A 13,089-nucleotide genomic window follows, 5' to 3' on the forward strand; every position below is an offset into this window, starting at 1 on the left:
GGTGACCGTCTCCACCACTTCCAGGCCGTAGCCGGCCAAGCCGATCTGGCGGCGCGGCGTGCCCAGCACGCGCAGCTTGCCCAGGCCCAGGTCGGACAGGATCTGCGCACCGGCACCATTGCGGCGCCACTGGCCCACATCCTTGTCCTTGCCCGGCACCACCGGCGCCGGCTGCTGGCGCAGACGAGCCAATAGCGCTTCGCCGTCGCGCGGGGCCGACAGCACCACCATCACGCCGCTGCCTTCCGCGGCGATCGCGCGCAGGGCATCGGTGGCAGCCACGCCGAAGTCATCACGGCGCCAGTGCAGCAGGTCGGCCAGCGGGTTTTCCACCTGCACGCGCACCAGGGTGGGCGTGTCCGCATCCGGGGTGCCGCGGACCAAGGCGAAATGCAGGTCGTGGGCGATGCGGTCGCGGTAGGTGACCAGCTTGAACGGGCCGAACTCGGTCTCGATCTCGCGTTCGTCCACGCGCTCGACGGTCTTTTCGGTGGCCAGGCGGTAGGCGATCAGGTCGGCGATGGAGCCCATCTTCAGGCCGTGCTCGCGGGCGAACACTTCCAACTCCGGGCGGCGCGCCATGCTGCCGTCCGGGTTGAGGATCTCCACCAGCACGCCGGCCGGTTCCAGCCCGGCCAGCATGGCCAGGTCGACGCCGGCTTCGGTGTGGCCGGCGCGGGTCAGCACGCCACCGGGCTGGGCGATCAGCGGGAAGATGTGGCCCGGCTGGTGCAGGTCCGACGGCTTGGCATTGGGCTTCACCGCAGTGCGGATGGTGTGCGCGCGGTCGTGTGCCGAGATACCGGTGGTCACGCCCTCGGCCGCTTCGATGCTGACGGTGAAGTTGGTCTGGAACTGCGCGGTATTGGCCTGCACCATCGGCGCCAGGCCGAGGTCGGCGGCGCGGGTGCGGGTGAGCGGCAGGCACACCAGGCCGCGGCCATGGGTGACCATGAAGTTGATGTCGCTGGCCTTGACCAGCTCGGCGGCCATGATGAGGTCGCCTTCGTTCTCACGGTCTTCGTCATCGACGATGACGACCATGCGGCCGAGGCGGATGTCTTCCAGGATGTCGGGAATGGGGGCGAAGTTCATGGGGTATCTCCCTGTGGGTGCTGACCGTTGGTCGGCACTCCGATCAACCGCTCGACATAACGAGCGACCAGATCGATTTCCAGGTTGATCGCGCTGCCCACGCCGGTGGCGGAGAACGCGGTATTGGCCACGGTGTGCGGGATCAGCGCCACTTCAAAGCCTTTGTCGTCCACTTCGTTGACGGTGAGGCTGACGCCGTCCACGCAGATCGAGCCCTTCTTGGCGATGTAACGGCGCAGGGCGGCCGGCGCGGCGAAACGCCAGCGCTGGGCACGCGCATCTTCATGGATCGACAGGACCTGGCCGAGGCCGTCGACGTGGCCGCTGACCAGATGGCCGCCGAGGCGGTCGGTCGGGCGCATGGCACGTTCGAGGTTGATGACCGCACCTTCGGCCAGCTGGCCGAGCGTGGTCAGGCCCAGGGTCTCGGTGGACGCATCGGCCTGGAAGCTGCCGGCGTCGAATGCGATGACGGTGAGGCAGACGCCGTTGATGGCGATGCTCTCGCCCATCTGCACGTTGTCGAACGGCAGATTCCCGACATTGAAAGTAAAGCGGACATCGCCGCCGATGGATTCGCGTGCGGCCAGACGGCCGACGCCTTCGATGATTCCAGTAAACAAGTAACGTTCTCCGCGAAAAGTGAGCGAAAAACGCCGCAAGGCAAACAGGCGGGCGCAGGGCCGCAAAGGCCCTGTGGCACCGTCTTCTTTCATCCGGACTATACCGTCGGCTCCGGCATTGGACCGGATCTGCTGACCCCCGACGGTAAGGCCGGGGCGCTCGCGGGCTCGTGCTTGCGCACCTACCGCCGGTGGGGAATTGCACCCCGCCCTGAAGACGTTTGTATACCGGCGAACCGGCCCGCGTAGTGTACCAGCCTGGGCTGAACGGGGCCGGCAACCCCTCGCAGCCTGTGACGGCCGTCGCTCGCATTTTGTAAAACTTTCATTAAAATCGCTCACCGGACGACATGAGGTCGCCACGGGCTGCCCGGAGGGCCGGCCCGCCAATGGACTGAAATTCACAGGAATTCCCATGCGCAAGATCCTGATCGTGGCCGCCCTGCTGGCCGCCGCCCCGTTCTCGGCTTCGGCCGACGCCCTGAGCTACACCTACGTCGAAGGCGGCTGGACGCAGGTCAAGACCAACGACGACCTGCTGGATGACCCGAAGGTCGACGGCGGCTACCTGCGTGGCTCGGTCGCCCTGTCCGAACAGGTCCATGTGTTCGGTGGCTGGACCTACGCCAGCAAGTCGTACAACTACGACTACGGCTCCTACAAGCTGAAGCTGAACCAGCCGGAGCTGGGCATCGGCTACCACATGCCGTGGACCGACCGCGTCGACTTCACCGCTGACGCGGCCTGGGTCCGCCAGCAGGCCGAAATCACCGTCAACTCCGATTTCTACGGCCGCCTGCGCAACAAGGACCACACCAACCTGGGCCGCGTCACCGTGGGCCTGCGTGGCAAGCCGTCGCGCATGACCGAAGCCTGGGTCAAGACCGGCTACATGGACGGCGGCAACAACTTCAAGGGCACCTGGGTCGGCACCCTGGGTGGCCAGATCAACTTCACCAAGACCTGGGGTCTGGTGGGCGAGATCTCCGGCTACCGCGATGTCACCCAGTACTCGGCCGGCGTCCGCGCCAGCTTCTGATCCAACGATCGCTCCTCGTCGTGCGATCGAACGGGCCCCGCAAGGGGCCCGTTTTTTTTGTCCACTGCACACCGTCACCTGGCTGCACCGCGCCATCGAAAGTGTGGGCAGATGCGCTAGGCTTGCGCGCCTCTGGAACAGGAAAACACCGTCATGAAGACTCCCGCCCGTACCCTTCTGGCCAGCGTGCTGCTGTGCGCCCCGCTGATTGCCAGCGCTGCACCGGCCCAACTGACGCCCGAGCAGGCCTTCGACCTGTATGCACGCGTGCTGCTGGAAGACGACGCAGCCGCCACGCGCACGCTCAACGACGCACTGAAGCCGGCGTTCGAGGGCCAGGATGCCGTGACCCCCAACCCGGGTGCGCTGGCCAAGGCATTGGCCGAACCCTGGCAGACCGTACTGGCCAGCACCGGCGCCAAGGTCGACGCTGCGGCCACTGAAGCGCTGTATGCCAAGGCGCTGCGTGATTCGAAGTGCCGCGCGACCAAGAGCGTGATCGAAGACAACGAATACGTTGAAGACCAGAAGCTGGCGCGCATCACCTACAGCTGCCAGCTGCCGGACCTGGGCAAGGTCCGCCCGCTGTTCGCCGCCAGCCTGGCCGACGATGCCAGCCCGGCCTCGCGCAAGCAGTTCACCGATGCCTATGCCCAGGCACTGCAGAGTGGCGCGCGCGTGCCGGTCAGCGGCACCTTCACCCTGTACCCGGCCAAGGACAACGGTTACTGGTACAGCGGCAACTTCGATGACCTGGTGGGCACCGTGGCCGGTGCGCTGGCACCGTTCGAGGACTGGATGCAGGACGCGCAGGCAGCCAACGCGCCGAAAGTGACCGGCGTACCCGGCTGCGACCTGCTGCTGCAGCAGCACCGCGCCTGCGTGGCGAAGATCGCACCCGACCAGATCAGCGGCGTGGACGCAATGGCCGAGGAACTGAAGGCCAAAGCACAGGTGAAGTCGACCGATGAGATGACGCAGGAGTGCAAGGCACTGCGCCCTATCGCCGAGATGATGTGGACCGACGAGTGCAGCTGAGGTGGTTTCGCTGAAACACCTGGGGCTGGCCGCACTGCTGGCCCCTTGCAGTGCAATGGCCGCTGCCGAAGCGGCATCGCCCGCAGAGTTGTTCGATCTGCATGCACAGGTGATCGTGCATGGCGATGCCCTCGCGCAGAAGGCGCTGGCCGCGCAGCTGGAGATGGATGACGCGCCAGCCTTCGTTGCCGCGTTGACGGCTGCAAGCCAACTGGATGAAGCCCCCGAGCTCGCTGGATCGCCGGCTGCTGCACAGGCCCTGCGCGAGCGGCAGGCCTCTGCACAGTGCAAGGCCGATGGCGTGCGCTGGCCGCAGGGCCATGACGGCGACGTCGCAGAAGTGGCGTATCACTGCCGGCTTCCGGATCTGTCAGGCCTGCTTCCGCTCTATCGCCAGCACCGCGTGCCCTTCAACGGGCCGCATCCACCGCAGATGTCCCCACCTCTGGCGGCCGCCTACACGACGGCGATGCACAACGCGCCCGATCGCGTGCGCAGCGGCACACTGATCTTCCAGCGCACTGGCGGCCACCGCGCATGGCGCGTGCGCGATCCGAGCCCGCTGATCGCGCTGGTGGCCGACGCCTTCCTGCCGTTCTTCGAATGGAACGAGCATCTGCCGGATGATTCCGGGTAGCACTGGGCCGCATCTCGGCTCACGGTCGCGGATGACGACTGCATCCGCATTTTCAGAACCGTTGCATGGCCCCGCGTGGCCTGCGTGGTCAATGCTGTTGCCCTGTTCCACCGGGGCACCCTTCGATTGCCTTCGAGTCAAGCCAGCTGAGCGACAGGCAGCTGGATGCGTGGATGAGCGAGGACGACGACTGCCACGCGCTCCTGAAGTATCACGATCAGTGTGCCGTGCTGGTGCAGGCGGATGAGTACGACGACGGTTTCACCCGTCACCAGCTGCGGTTGAAGGCTAGGCAACTGCCGGGCGAGGCACTGGGCACGTACTGCCGCGACCTGCATGTGCTGTGGAAGCAGCAATGGAAAGGACAATGCCCCGTCGGCGAAGACGACGAAGAAGGCGCCTGATGTCGGCGGAACAGCCTTCGCCGGGTCATTGCCTCACGGGCGCAGCAGCAGCCTGATGTCCTCGCCCACTTGCCGCTGATCGATCACACGCAGGCGACGCTGCTGGTCCATGGCGTCGATGCCGAGACCGGCCAGCAACGGGCGTCCGTTGTCGCCCAGCAACGTGGGGGCCTGGTACAACAGCAGTTCGTCCACCCAGCCGCCGCGCAGCAGCGCACCGGCCAAGGTGGCGCCGGCTTCGGTATGCACTTCGTTGATGCCGCGCTCGGCCAGCAGCGCCAGCACCGCGCCCAGATCCAACCGCCCCTCTGCGCTGGGAATGCTGGCAAATTCTGCGTCGGCCGCGTCCGGTGCGCTCACCGCTGCATCGTGCAGGTACAGCGTCGGTGCCCCGCCCTCGCGTACACGGCTGCATTCGAGCGAACGTAGCCGCGAATCGAGCACCACGCGCAGCGGTGGCATCACCTCGGTATTGGCCAGGCGCACGGTCAGCATCGGGTCGTCGGCCAGCACCGTGTAGGCGCCGGTGAGAATCGCACCGGCACGCGCACGCCAGTGCTGCACGTCTTCGCGCGCGGCCGACCCGGTGATCCACTTGGAGCTGCCATCGGCCATCGCGGTGCGGCCATCGAGGCTCGCCGCCAGCTTCACCCGCAGCCACGGTCGATTGCGCTCCACGCGTGACAGGAAACCCTTGTTGATCTCACGCGCCTGCGCCGCCATCAGTCCTTCGGCGACCTCGATGCCGGCATTGCGCAGCAGATCAAAGCCACCGCCATCGACTTTCGGGAACGGATCGCGCATCGCCGCGACCACGCGCGACACGCCCGCCTCGATCAGCGCCAACGCGCAGGGCGGCGTACGCCCGTAGTGCGCGCAGGGTTCCAGGGTGACGTAAGCAGTGGCACCGCGGGCCTCGCTGCCGGCCTCGCGCAGCGCGAACACTTCGGCGTGCGGTCCACCGGCGCGCTGGTGCCAGCCCTGCCCGACCACGCGTTCGCCATGGGCGATCACGCAGCCGACCATCGGGTTCGGGCGGGTGGTATAGGCAGCGCGCTCGGCCAGGCGCAGCGCGTTGGCCATGTGCAGGTGGTCGAGGACGGAGAACGGGGTGGTCATGCGGCCATGGTAACGCTGCCGGTGGTGGTGTAGATCCATGCCATCAGTGCCAACCAAGGTTGGCACCCACCAGAGCAAAGGAGATCCATGCCATCAGTGCCAACCAAGGTTGGCACCCACCAGAGCGAAGGAGATCCATGCCGTCGGTGCCAACCAAGGTTGGCACCCACCAAGGCAGAGGCGGTCAGCCCTTCTTCTTCTTGGTCAGGGCAATCACGTCGCCCAGCAGCTGCAGCTGTTCGGTACTGGAAGGCAGGTCGCGTTCAAGCTTCTCGATCTCCTCGCGGAAATCGGCCACGTCCTCGAAGCTGCGATAGACCGAAGCGAAGCGCACATAGCCGACATGGTCGAGCTTGCGCAGTTCGTTCATCACGAACTCGCCGACCTTGATCGAGGGCACTTCGCGCTCGCCGCTGATGCGCAGCTGGTGGACCACCGCACGCACCGCCGCTTCGATCTTGTCTTCGGCCACGGCACGCTTCTGCAGCGCGCGGTCGAAGCCTGCACGCACCTTGCGCTGGTCGAACGCCTCGCGGGTGCCATCGCTCTTGACGATGGCGGGCAGCTTCAACTCCACCGTTTCCATGGTGCTGAAGCGTTCGCCGCAGGCTTCGCATTCACGCCGACGACGGATCGTCGCGCCGTCTTCGGAGACGCGCGAGTCGATGACCCGGGTATCGGCATGTTGGCAGAAGGGGCAGTGCATGGAACGCCTGGCTCAGGGAGTACCTATTGCCACGGTCATGGCAGCGTCGCAAAGGTACCTGAGAAAGGGCCCCGCAGCAAATGCTGTCTGCGCGGAAGTGCCTGCATTTCGGCCGAACAGAGCCTCCAGCGCGGTCAGCGCTGCGCGTTCAACCAGGTGCCGGCGCCGCCGAGGCCGCGCGTGCCCAGCGCAACCACGCCAGGTGCCCGGCCATCACCAGCAGCGGCGGGCCAAAGCCGAGGAAGGCCAATGTAGAGACTTCCCCGTGCTTGAAGGTGAAGTACAGCGTGGCGGCAACGACGCCCAACGCGGCCAGCGCCCCCACCCCCAGCCCTACCCAGGCAACAACCGGGGAGTGGCGCAGGCCGGTGACACCGCGCCACAGGAACAGGCCGCTCAGCCACAACCAGGACAACGCGCCCAGGATTCCGGCCGACGACCACAGCAGCAACAGCCTGTGCTCGTCGCCCGTCAGGTACTTGCCGTCCCATACGACCATCAACCCCAGCACGGCACCCGTGCCGCCTGCCGCCACGGTGGGCAGGCCCACCAGCAGGCCGGCGATCGCCATCCAGCGTTTGTGCAGACGCTCATCCATGCGTTCGATCTCCTTCCATGGGCCACGTCATGCGCGGCATTTGATCCACACCAGCATCGCAGCCGGCACAAGCATCGACGGGCCCAATAGCAACACGCCGATGCCTTCGGCATGCACGGCGACGCCCCACCACAGCGCCAGCCCCAGCGGGGGCAAGGCGGCGAGACCGCCCGCCAGCAGCATCCACCACCAGAGGCGGTGCACGTGCAGCCCGGCACGCCCCTGCAGCAGAAAACCCGCGCTGAGCCACAACCAGGCCAGGCAGCCGGCAATGCCGGCCAGGCCCCACAGCGGCATCACCGTCACCGAGGCCAGCGTGCCATGACCGAACTGGCCCAGCCCCATCAGCAGCAGCATCGTCGCCGCCGCGCCGCCCATCACCAGGCTGGGCAGGCCAAACAGCACCGCCAGCGCGGTGTACAGATACTTGAGGTGGCGCTCATCCATGCGCGGCATTCCTGCTGGCGGGGTCAGAGCCCTTCCCTGCGGGAAGGGATCCGACCCCACTCCCTGATCAGCCGTAGACCGGGTACTTGCGGCACTGCGCACTGACGGCGTCGCGCACGCGGGCGATGACAGCGTCGTCGTTCGGCGCGTCGAGCACGTCGGCGATCCAGTTGGCCAGGTCCACGCAGTCCTGTTCGACGTAACCACGGGTGGTCACCGCCGGGGTGCCCAGGCGCAGGCCCGAGGTGACGAACGGCGAACGCGGGTCGTTCGGCACCGAGTTCTTGTTGACGGTGATGTGGGCCTTGCCGAGCGCGGCTTCCGCATCCTTGCCGGATACGTCCTTGCCGATCATGTCCACCAGCATCAGGTGGTTCTGGGTGCCGCCGGAAACGATCTTGTAACCGCGCGCGATGAGCGTGTTGGCCATCGCCTGGGCGTTCTTCACCACCTGCTGCTGGTAGGCCTTGAAGCCCGGTTCCAGCGCTTCCTTGAAGGCCACGGCCTTGCCGGCGATGACGTGCATCAGCGGGCCGCCCTGGATGCCCGGGAACACGATCGACTGCAGCTTCTTGACCAGGTCTTCGTCGGCGCCCTTGGCGACGATGATGCCGCCACGCGGGCCGCGCAGGGTCTTGTGGGTGGTGGAGGTGACCACGTGGGCGTGTTCCAGCGGGCTCGGGTAGACGCCCGCAGCCACCAGACCGGCAACGTGCGCCATGTCCACGAACAGGTAGGCACCGACCTTGTCGGCGATGGCGCGGAAGCGCGCCCAGTCGATCACCTGCGAGTAGGCCGAGAAGCCGGCCACGACCATCTTCGGCTTGTGTTCCAGGGCCAGGCGCTCGACTTCGTCGTAATCGATCAGGCCCTGGTCGTTCACACCGTACTGCACGGCGTTGAACAGCTTGCCCGAGGCGTTGACCTTGGCACCGTGGGTGAGGTGGCCGCCGTGGGCCAGGCTCATGCCGAGGATGGTGTCACCCGGCTGCAGCAGGGCGAAGTACACGGCCTGGTTGGCCTGCGAACCGCTGTGCGGCTGCACGTTGGCGTAGTCGGCGCCGAACAGCTGCTTCAGGCGGTCGATCGCCAGCTGCTCGGCGATGTCCACGTATTCGCAGCCACCGTAGTAGCGCTTGCCCGGGTAGCCTTCGGCGTACTTGTTGGTCAGCTGGCTGCCCTGGGCTTCCATCACCGCCGGGCTGGTGTAGTTCTCGCTGGCGATCAGCTCGACGTGGTCTTCCTGGCGCTGGGTTTCAGCGGCGATGGCCTTGGCCAGTTCGGGATCGTAGGATTCGATGCGGACGTCACGCGGGAACATCGGGTACTCCAGCAGGCAGGGAAAAGGGGGTACGGCTCAGCCCCCGATTGTAGCCCCGCACCGGCCCGCTGGGGCCGAAACAGCCGGGGCCGGCATCCCCGAAGGAATCCGGCCCCGTATGGTTTCGACTGCGCTGCCCCGGCGTACCGGTGGTGCCTCGCCATGCGTGGATGTGGCTGTCGCCTCAGCGGTTGTTGAGCACGTACTGGGCGATCACGCCGGTGGCGATGGCGACCAGCAGCATGTTGCCGCGGTCATCGCGGATCCACTGGTGCCCGTACGGCGGGCGGCGCAGGTTGTAGCGCGGGTAGTCGTTCACCACGTAGATCGGGCCGCGGTAGTAGTCGCGGTAGCGGTGTCCGACCTTCCAGCCATAGCCCGGGCCGTAGGCCGGTCGATAGACCACGCGCGGCGGTGCCGGGCGGTAGTAGCGGTCATGGTCGCGGTGCCAGTCGCGGCGGTCGCGTTCCCAGTCACGACGGGCCTCGCGGCGGTCGCGCTCCCAGTCGCGGCGGTCCTGGCGCCACTCACGGCGATCCTCCCGCCACTCACGGCGGTCGTGGTCGCGGCGATGGTCGTTGTCGGCGAAGGCCGGGGCCACGGCGCCCAGCGCCAGCACAGAGGCCACGGCGCCGGCCATTACTCGATTGATGCGCATGTCAGACCTCTGCTCGGGTGGGTGGTGAGCTCATATTGCGCAACCGATCTGAACCGTTTCCGGCTGGAAACGCTTCCCGTTGCAGGACTGTGACCCAGTATTCAGGCCACGGCCAGCCCGGCGGCGCTTCCCGGGCGCGGCCCGGAACCGGTTCCGGCTATAATTGGCGGTATTCCATTTCAGTCTGTGCCCGCTGCCGCAACGGGATCTTCCCGTGACGGACCGGGCGCAGGGCCGCGCCTACGGAGACCGCATGTCCTCGCAATACATCTACACCATGAACCGCGTGTCCAAGGTGGTTCCGCCCAAGCGGCAGATCATCAAGGACATCTCGCTGTCCTTCTTCCCGGGCGCGAAGATCGGCCTGCTGGGCCTCAACGGCGCCGGCAAGTCCACCGTGCTGAAGATCATGGCCGGCGTGGACACCGATTTCGAGGGCGAAGCCCGCCCGCAGCCGGGCATCAAGGTCGGCTACCTGGCGCAGGAACCGGAACTGGACCCGACCAAGACCGTGCGTGAAGCGGTCGAGGAAGGCGTGGGCGAAGTGCTGCAGGCACAGGCCGCGCTGGACGCGGTGTACCTGGCCTACGCCGAAGAAGGCGCCGACTTCGACGCGCTGGCCAAGGAACAGGAGCGCCTGGAGGCGATCCTGGCCGCTGGCGACGCGCACACCCTGGAAAACCAGCTGGACGTGGCCGCCGATGCGCTGCGCCTGCCGCCGTGGGATGCCGTGGTCGGCAAGCTGTCCGGTGGTGAAAAGCGCCGCGTGGCGCTGTGCCGCCTGCTGCTGCAGAAGCCGGACATGCTGCTGCTCGACGAACCGACCAACCACCTCGACGCCGAGTCGGTGGAATGGCTGGAACAGTTCCTGGCGCGCTATACCGGCACCGTGGTGGCGGTCACCCACGATCGCTACTTCCTGGACAACGCCGCCGAGTGGATCCTGGAACTGGACCGCGGCCGCGGCATTCCGTGGAAGGGCAACTACACCGACTGGCTGACCCAGAAGGATGAGCGCCTGAAGCAGGAAGACAACCAGGAAAAGGCCCGCCAGAAGGCGATCCAGAAGGAACTGGAATGGTCGCGCCAGAACGCCAAGGGTGGCCGTACCAAGGGCAAGGCCCGTCTGGCCCGTCTGGAAGAGCTGCAGTCGGTCGATTACCAGAAGCGCAACGAGACCAATGAAATCTTCATCCCGCCGGGCGAGCGCCTGGGCAATGCGGTGATGGAGTTCAAGAACGTGTCGAAGAAGTTCGGCGACCGCCTGCTGTTCGACAACCTGAGCTTCCTGGTGCCGGCTGGCGCCATCGTCGGCATCATCGGCCCGAACGGTGCCGGTAAGTCGACCCTGTTCAAGATGATCACCGGGCAGGAAAAGCCGGATACCGGCGAGATCGTGGTCGGCCCGACCGTGAAGCTGTCCTACGTGGACCAGAGCCGCGACGCGCTGGAAGGCAACCACAACGTCTTCCAGGAAATCGCTGGCGGCCTGGACATCCTCAACATCAACGGCATCGAGATCCAGTCGCGCGCCTACATCGGCCGCTTCAACTTCAAGGGCCAGGACCAGCAGAAGATGGTCGGTTCGCTGTCCGGTGGTGAGCGTGGCCGCCTGCACATGGCCAAGACCCTGCTGCAGGGTGGCAACGTGCTGCTGCTCGACGAACCGTCCAACGACCTGGACATCGAAACCCTGCGTGCGCTGGAAGATGCGCTGCTGGAGTTCCCGGGCAACACCTTCGTCATTTCGCATGACCGCTGGTTCCTGGATCGCATCGCGACCCACATCCTGGCGTTCGAAGGCGACTCGCACGTGGAGTTCTTCCAGGGCAACTACCGCGAGTACGAAGAAGACAAGCGCCGCCGCATGGGCGACGACGCGGCGCCGAAGCGCCTGCGCTTCAAGGCGCTGAAGTAAGGCAACCGGAAAGGCCGCGCTCGCGCGGCCTTTCTCATTTCGGTAGGTCACCACCGTTGGTGGTGACGCTTTGAAGTGTACCGACCAACGGTCGATACCCACGTTCTGCATTCGGGTAGGTCACGACCGTTGGTCGTGACACCTTATTGTCGCGAGAAGCCTCATGTCCCTGTTCGAGCGCCTGTTCCAGCTGCAGCAGCACGGCACCACCGTGCGCACCGAGCTGCTGGCCGGTGTCACCACCTTCCTGACGATGTCCTACATCGTCTTCGTGAACCCCGAGATCCTCGGCACCACCGGCATGGATGCGGGTGCAGTGTTCGTGGCCACCTGTCTGGCCGCAGCGCTGGGTTCGGCGGTGATGGCACTGGCCGCCAACTTCCCGGTCGGCATGGCACCGGGCATGGGCCTGAACGCATTCTTCGCCTTCACCGTGGTCGGTGCCGCCGGACTGCCGTGGCAGCAGGCATTGGGTGCGGTGTTCATCTCCGGCCTGGTGTTCCTGGTGCTGTCGCTGACCGGTGTACGCGCGTGGCTGGTGTCGGGCATTCCGTCGTCGCTACGCTCGGCCATCGTGGCTGGCATCGGCCTGTTCCTGGCGATCATCGCGCTGCAGAAGTCGGGCGTGATCGTCGGCAATGAAGACACGCTGGTGGCGCTGGGTCCGTTGAACACGGCGCCGCCGCTGCTGGCGCTGGCTGGCTTCCTGCTGATCGCGGTGCTGGAAGCGCGCCGCATCCGCGGTGCGATCCTGATCGGCATCCTGGCGGTGACCGGCGCTGGCTGGGCATTGGGCGATGTGCAGTACCAGGGCCTGGTCTCGCTGCCGCCGAGCCTGGCACCCACCTTCCTGCAGCTGGACCTGCCGGGCCTGCTGCACCATGACGGCGGCGCACCCATCGCAGTACTGCTGCAGGTGGTGCTGGTGTTCGTGCTGGTGGAAGTCTTCGATGCCACCGGCACGCTGTACGGCGTGGTCGGTCGTGCCGGCCTGCTGAAGCTGCCAGGTGCGCAGAAGCGTTTCGGCCGCGCGCTGCTGGCCGACAGTACCGCCATTGTGGCCGGCTCGATGCTCGGCACCAGCAGCACCACCGCCTTCGCTGAAAGCGCCTCGGGCGTGCAGGTGGGTGGGCGGACCGGCCTGACCGCACTGGTGGTGTCGGCACTGTTCCTGGCCGCGTTGCTGTTCTCGCCGCTGGCGGCGATGGTGCCCAGCTATGCCACCGCACCCGCGCTGCTGTTCGTGGCCGGCCTGATGCTGCGCGAACTGGTGGAAGTGGACTGGAGCGACCTGACCGAATCGGTGCCGGCCGCGCTGTGTGCGCTGGCGATGCCGTTCACCTACTCGATTGCCAACGGCCTGGCGTTCGGTTTCATTGCCTATGCCGCGCTGAAGGCCGGTACCGGGCGTTGGCGCGAAGTGCATCCGGCGGTGTGGCTGGTGGCGGTGCTGTTCACCCTGCGCTATGCGTTGGAATGATGCCTG

Annotated in this window: 14 protein-coding genes and 1 riboswitch; of the genes, 6 read left to right on the forward strand and 8 right to left on the reverse strand. The window is 66.4% G+C overall.

Annotated features, from left to right (window positions below):
* Positions 1 to 1,095: 3,4-dihydroxy-2-butanone-4-phosphate synthase (ribB, locus tag N5J73_RS17430; protein ID WP_279941231.1), on the reverse strand; the 1,095-nt coding region annotated here is incomplete at its 3' end.
* The gene (locus N5J73_RS17435) at positions 1,092 to 1,718 is read right to left on the reverse strand and encodes a riboflavin synthase (RefSeq protein WP_049445010.1); all 627 of its coding nucleotides are present in this window, start codon (positions 1,716 to 1,718) and stop codon (positions 1,092 to 1,094) included. The genes N5J73_RS17435 and ribB, both read right to left, overlap by 4 nt.
* A 77-nt stretch (positions 1,719 to 1,795) precedes the next feature.
* Positions 1,796 to 1,941, reverse strand: a riboswitch (FMN riboswitch).
* 192 nt (positions 1,942 to 2,133) lie between these two features.
* Between N5J73_RS17435 and N5J73_RS17440 the strand changes: the two genes are divergently transcribed.
* The 4 genes from N5J73_RS17440 to N5J73_RS17455 all read left to right on the forward strand — a co-directional run bounded on the left by N5J73_RS17440 (position 2,134) and on the right by N5J73_RS17455 (position 4,836).
* Entirely contained in the window at positions 2,134 to 2,757 is a 624-nt protein-coding gene (locus N5J73_RS17440; RefSeq protein WP_049445008.1) for a hypothetical protein, read from the forward strand.
* 153 nt (positions 2,758 to 2,910) lie between these two features.
* Positions 2,911 to 3,795: a hypothetical protein gene (locus tag N5J73_RS17445; protein ID WP_088480870.1), complete on the forward strand. Its 885-nt coding sequence runs from the start codon at positions 2,911 to 2,913 to the stop codon at positions 3,793 to 3,795.
* Between the two features lies 1 nt (position 3,796).
* On the forward strand, positions 3,797 to 4,432 hold the full coding sequence (locus N5J73_RS17450) for a hypothetical protein (protein ID WP_049445005.1): 636 nt from the start codon (positions 3,797 to 3,799) through the stop codon (positions 4,430 to 4,432).
* 173 nt (positions 4,433 to 4,605) lie between these two features.
* Positions 4,606 to 4,836: a hypothetical protein gene (locus tag N5J73_RS17455; protein ID WP_226053596.1), complete on the forward strand. Its 231-nt coding sequence runs from the start codon at positions 4,606 to 4,608 to the stop codon at positions 4,834 to 4,836.
* A 33-nt stretch (positions 4,837 to 4,869) separates the two neighbouring features.
* Here the strand turns inward: N5J73_RS17455 and ribD are convergent, their stop codons facing one another.
* The 6 genes from ribD to N5J73_RS17485 form a co-directional block, all read right to left on the reverse strand.
* Positions 4,870 to 5,955 carry a bifunctional diaminohydroxyphosphoribosylaminopyrimidine deaminase/5-amino-6-(5-phosphoribosylamino)uracil reductase RibD gene (gene ribD, locus N5J73_RS17460; RefSeq protein ID WP_049445001.1) on the reverse strand — a complete coding sequence of 362 codons (1,086 nt, stop codon included), beginning with the start codon at positions 5,953 to 5,955 and terminating at the stop codon, positions 4,870 to 4,872.
* Positions 5,956 to 6,139: 184 nt separating this feature from the next.
* Positions 6,140 to 6,661, reverse strand: coding sequence for a transcriptional regulator NrdR (gene nrdR, locus N5J73_RS17465; protein WP_004143350.1), 522 nt, complete (start codon positions 6,659 to 6,661; stop codon positions 6,140 to 6,142).
* Positions 6,662 to 6,809: 148 nt separating this feature from the next.
* The gene (locus N5J73_RS17470) at positions 6,810 to 7,259 is read right to left on the reverse strand and encodes a hypothetical protein (RefSeq protein WP_049444999.1); all 450 of its coding nucleotides are present in this window, start codon (positions 7,257 to 7,259) and stop codon (positions 6,810 to 6,812) included.
* Between the two features lie 27 nt (positions 7,260 to 7,286).
* Complete coding sequence (locus tag N5J73_RS17475) at positions 7,287 to 7,706, reverse strand: hypothetical protein (protein ID WP_049444997.1); 420 nt, start codon at positions 7,704 to 7,706, stop codon at positions 7,287 to 7,289.
* Positions 7,707 to 7,773: 67 nt separating this feature from the next.
* Positions 7,774 to 9,027: a serine hydroxymethyltransferase gene (gene glyA, locus N5J73_RS17480; RefSeq protein ID WP_010481990.1), complete on the reverse strand. Its 1,254-nt coding sequence runs from the start codon at positions 9,025 to 9,027 to the stop codon at positions 7,774 to 7,776.
* Positions 9,028 to 9,211: 184 nt separating this feature from the next.
* Positions 9,212 to 9,685 carry an RcnB family protein gene (locus N5J73_RS17485; RefSeq protein WP_088480877.1) on the reverse strand — a complete coding sequence of 158 codons (474 nt, stop codon included), beginning with the start codon at positions 9,683 to 9,685 and terminating at the stop codon, positions 9,212 to 9,214.
* Positions 9,686 to 9,938: 253 nt separating this feature from the next.
* Between N5J73_RS17485 and ettA the strand changes: the two genes are divergently transcribed.
* Both ettA and N5J73_RS17495 read left to right on the forward strand, forming a co-directional pair.
* A complete protein-coding gene (gene ettA, locus N5J73_RS17490) occupies positions 9,939 to 11,603 on the forward strand; it encodes an energy-dependent translational throttle protein EttA (RefSeq protein WP_005412220.1) in 1,665 nt (554 codons plus the stop codon).
* Positions 11,604 to 11,766: 163 nt separating this feature from the next.
* A complete protein-coding gene (locus N5J73_RS17495; RefSeq protein ID WP_005408048.1) occupies positions 11,767 to 13,083 on the forward strand; it encodes an NCS2 family permease in 1,317 nt (438 codons plus the stop codon).
* Positions 13,084 to 13,089: the final 6 nt, after the last annotated feature.

Source organism: Stenotrophomonas sp. GD03654 (assembly GCF_029845105.1).
GTDB lineage: Bacteria > Pseudomonadota > Gammaproteobacteria > Xanthomonadales > Xanthomonadaceae > Stenotrophomonas > Stenotrophomonas africana.

What these genes read in the sequence shown, in the direction of transcription:
- N5J73_RS17495 (WP_005408048.1), top strand. Translation starts at nt 11,767, where the DNA reads ATGTCCCTGTTCGAGCGCCTGTTCCAGCTGCAGCAGCACGGCACCACC.
- ettA (WP_005412220.1), top strand. Translation starts at nt 9,939, where the DNA reads ATGTCCTCGCAATACATCTACACCATGAACCGCGTGTCCAAGGTGGTT.
- ribD (WP_049445001.1), bottom strand. Translation starts at nt 5,955, where the DNA reads ATGACCACCCCGTTCTCCGTCCTCGACCACCTGCACATGGCCAACGCG.
- N5J73_RS17475 (WP_049444997.1), bottom strand. Translation starts at nt 7,706, where the DNA reads ATGGATGAGCGCCACCTCAAGTATCTGTACACCGCGCTGGCGGTGCTG.
- N5J73_RS17470 (WP_049444999.1), bottom strand. Translation starts at nt 7,259, where the DNA reads ATGGATGAGCGTCTGCACAAACGCTGGATGGCGATCGCCGGCCTGCTG.
- N5J73_RS17445 (WP_088480870.1), top strand. Translation starts at nt 2,911, where the DNA reads ATGAAGACTCCCGCCCGTACCCTTCTGGCCAGCGTGCTGCTGTGCGCC.
- glyA (WP_010481990.1), bottom strand. Translation starts at nt 9,027, where the DNA reads ATGTTCCCGCGTGACGTCCGCATCGAATCCTACGATCCCGAACTGGCC.
- N5J73_RS17455 (WP_226053596.1), top strand. Translation starts at nt 4,606, where the DNA reads ATGAGCGAGGACGACGACTGCCACGCGCTCCTGAAGTATCACGATCAG.
- N5J73_RS17485 (WP_088480877.1), bottom strand. Translation starts at nt 9,685, where the DNA reads ATGCGCATCAATCGAGTAATGGCCGGCGCCGTGGCCTCTGTGCTGGCG.
- nrdR (WP_004143350.1), bottom strand. Translation starts at nt 6,661, where the DNA reads ATGCACTGCCCCTTCTGCCAACATGCCGATACCCGGGTCATCGACTCG.
- N5J73_RS17440 (WP_049445008.1), top strand. Translation starts at nt 2,134, where the DNA reads ATGCGCAAGATCCTGATCGTGGCCGCCCTGCTGGCCGCCGCCCCGTTC.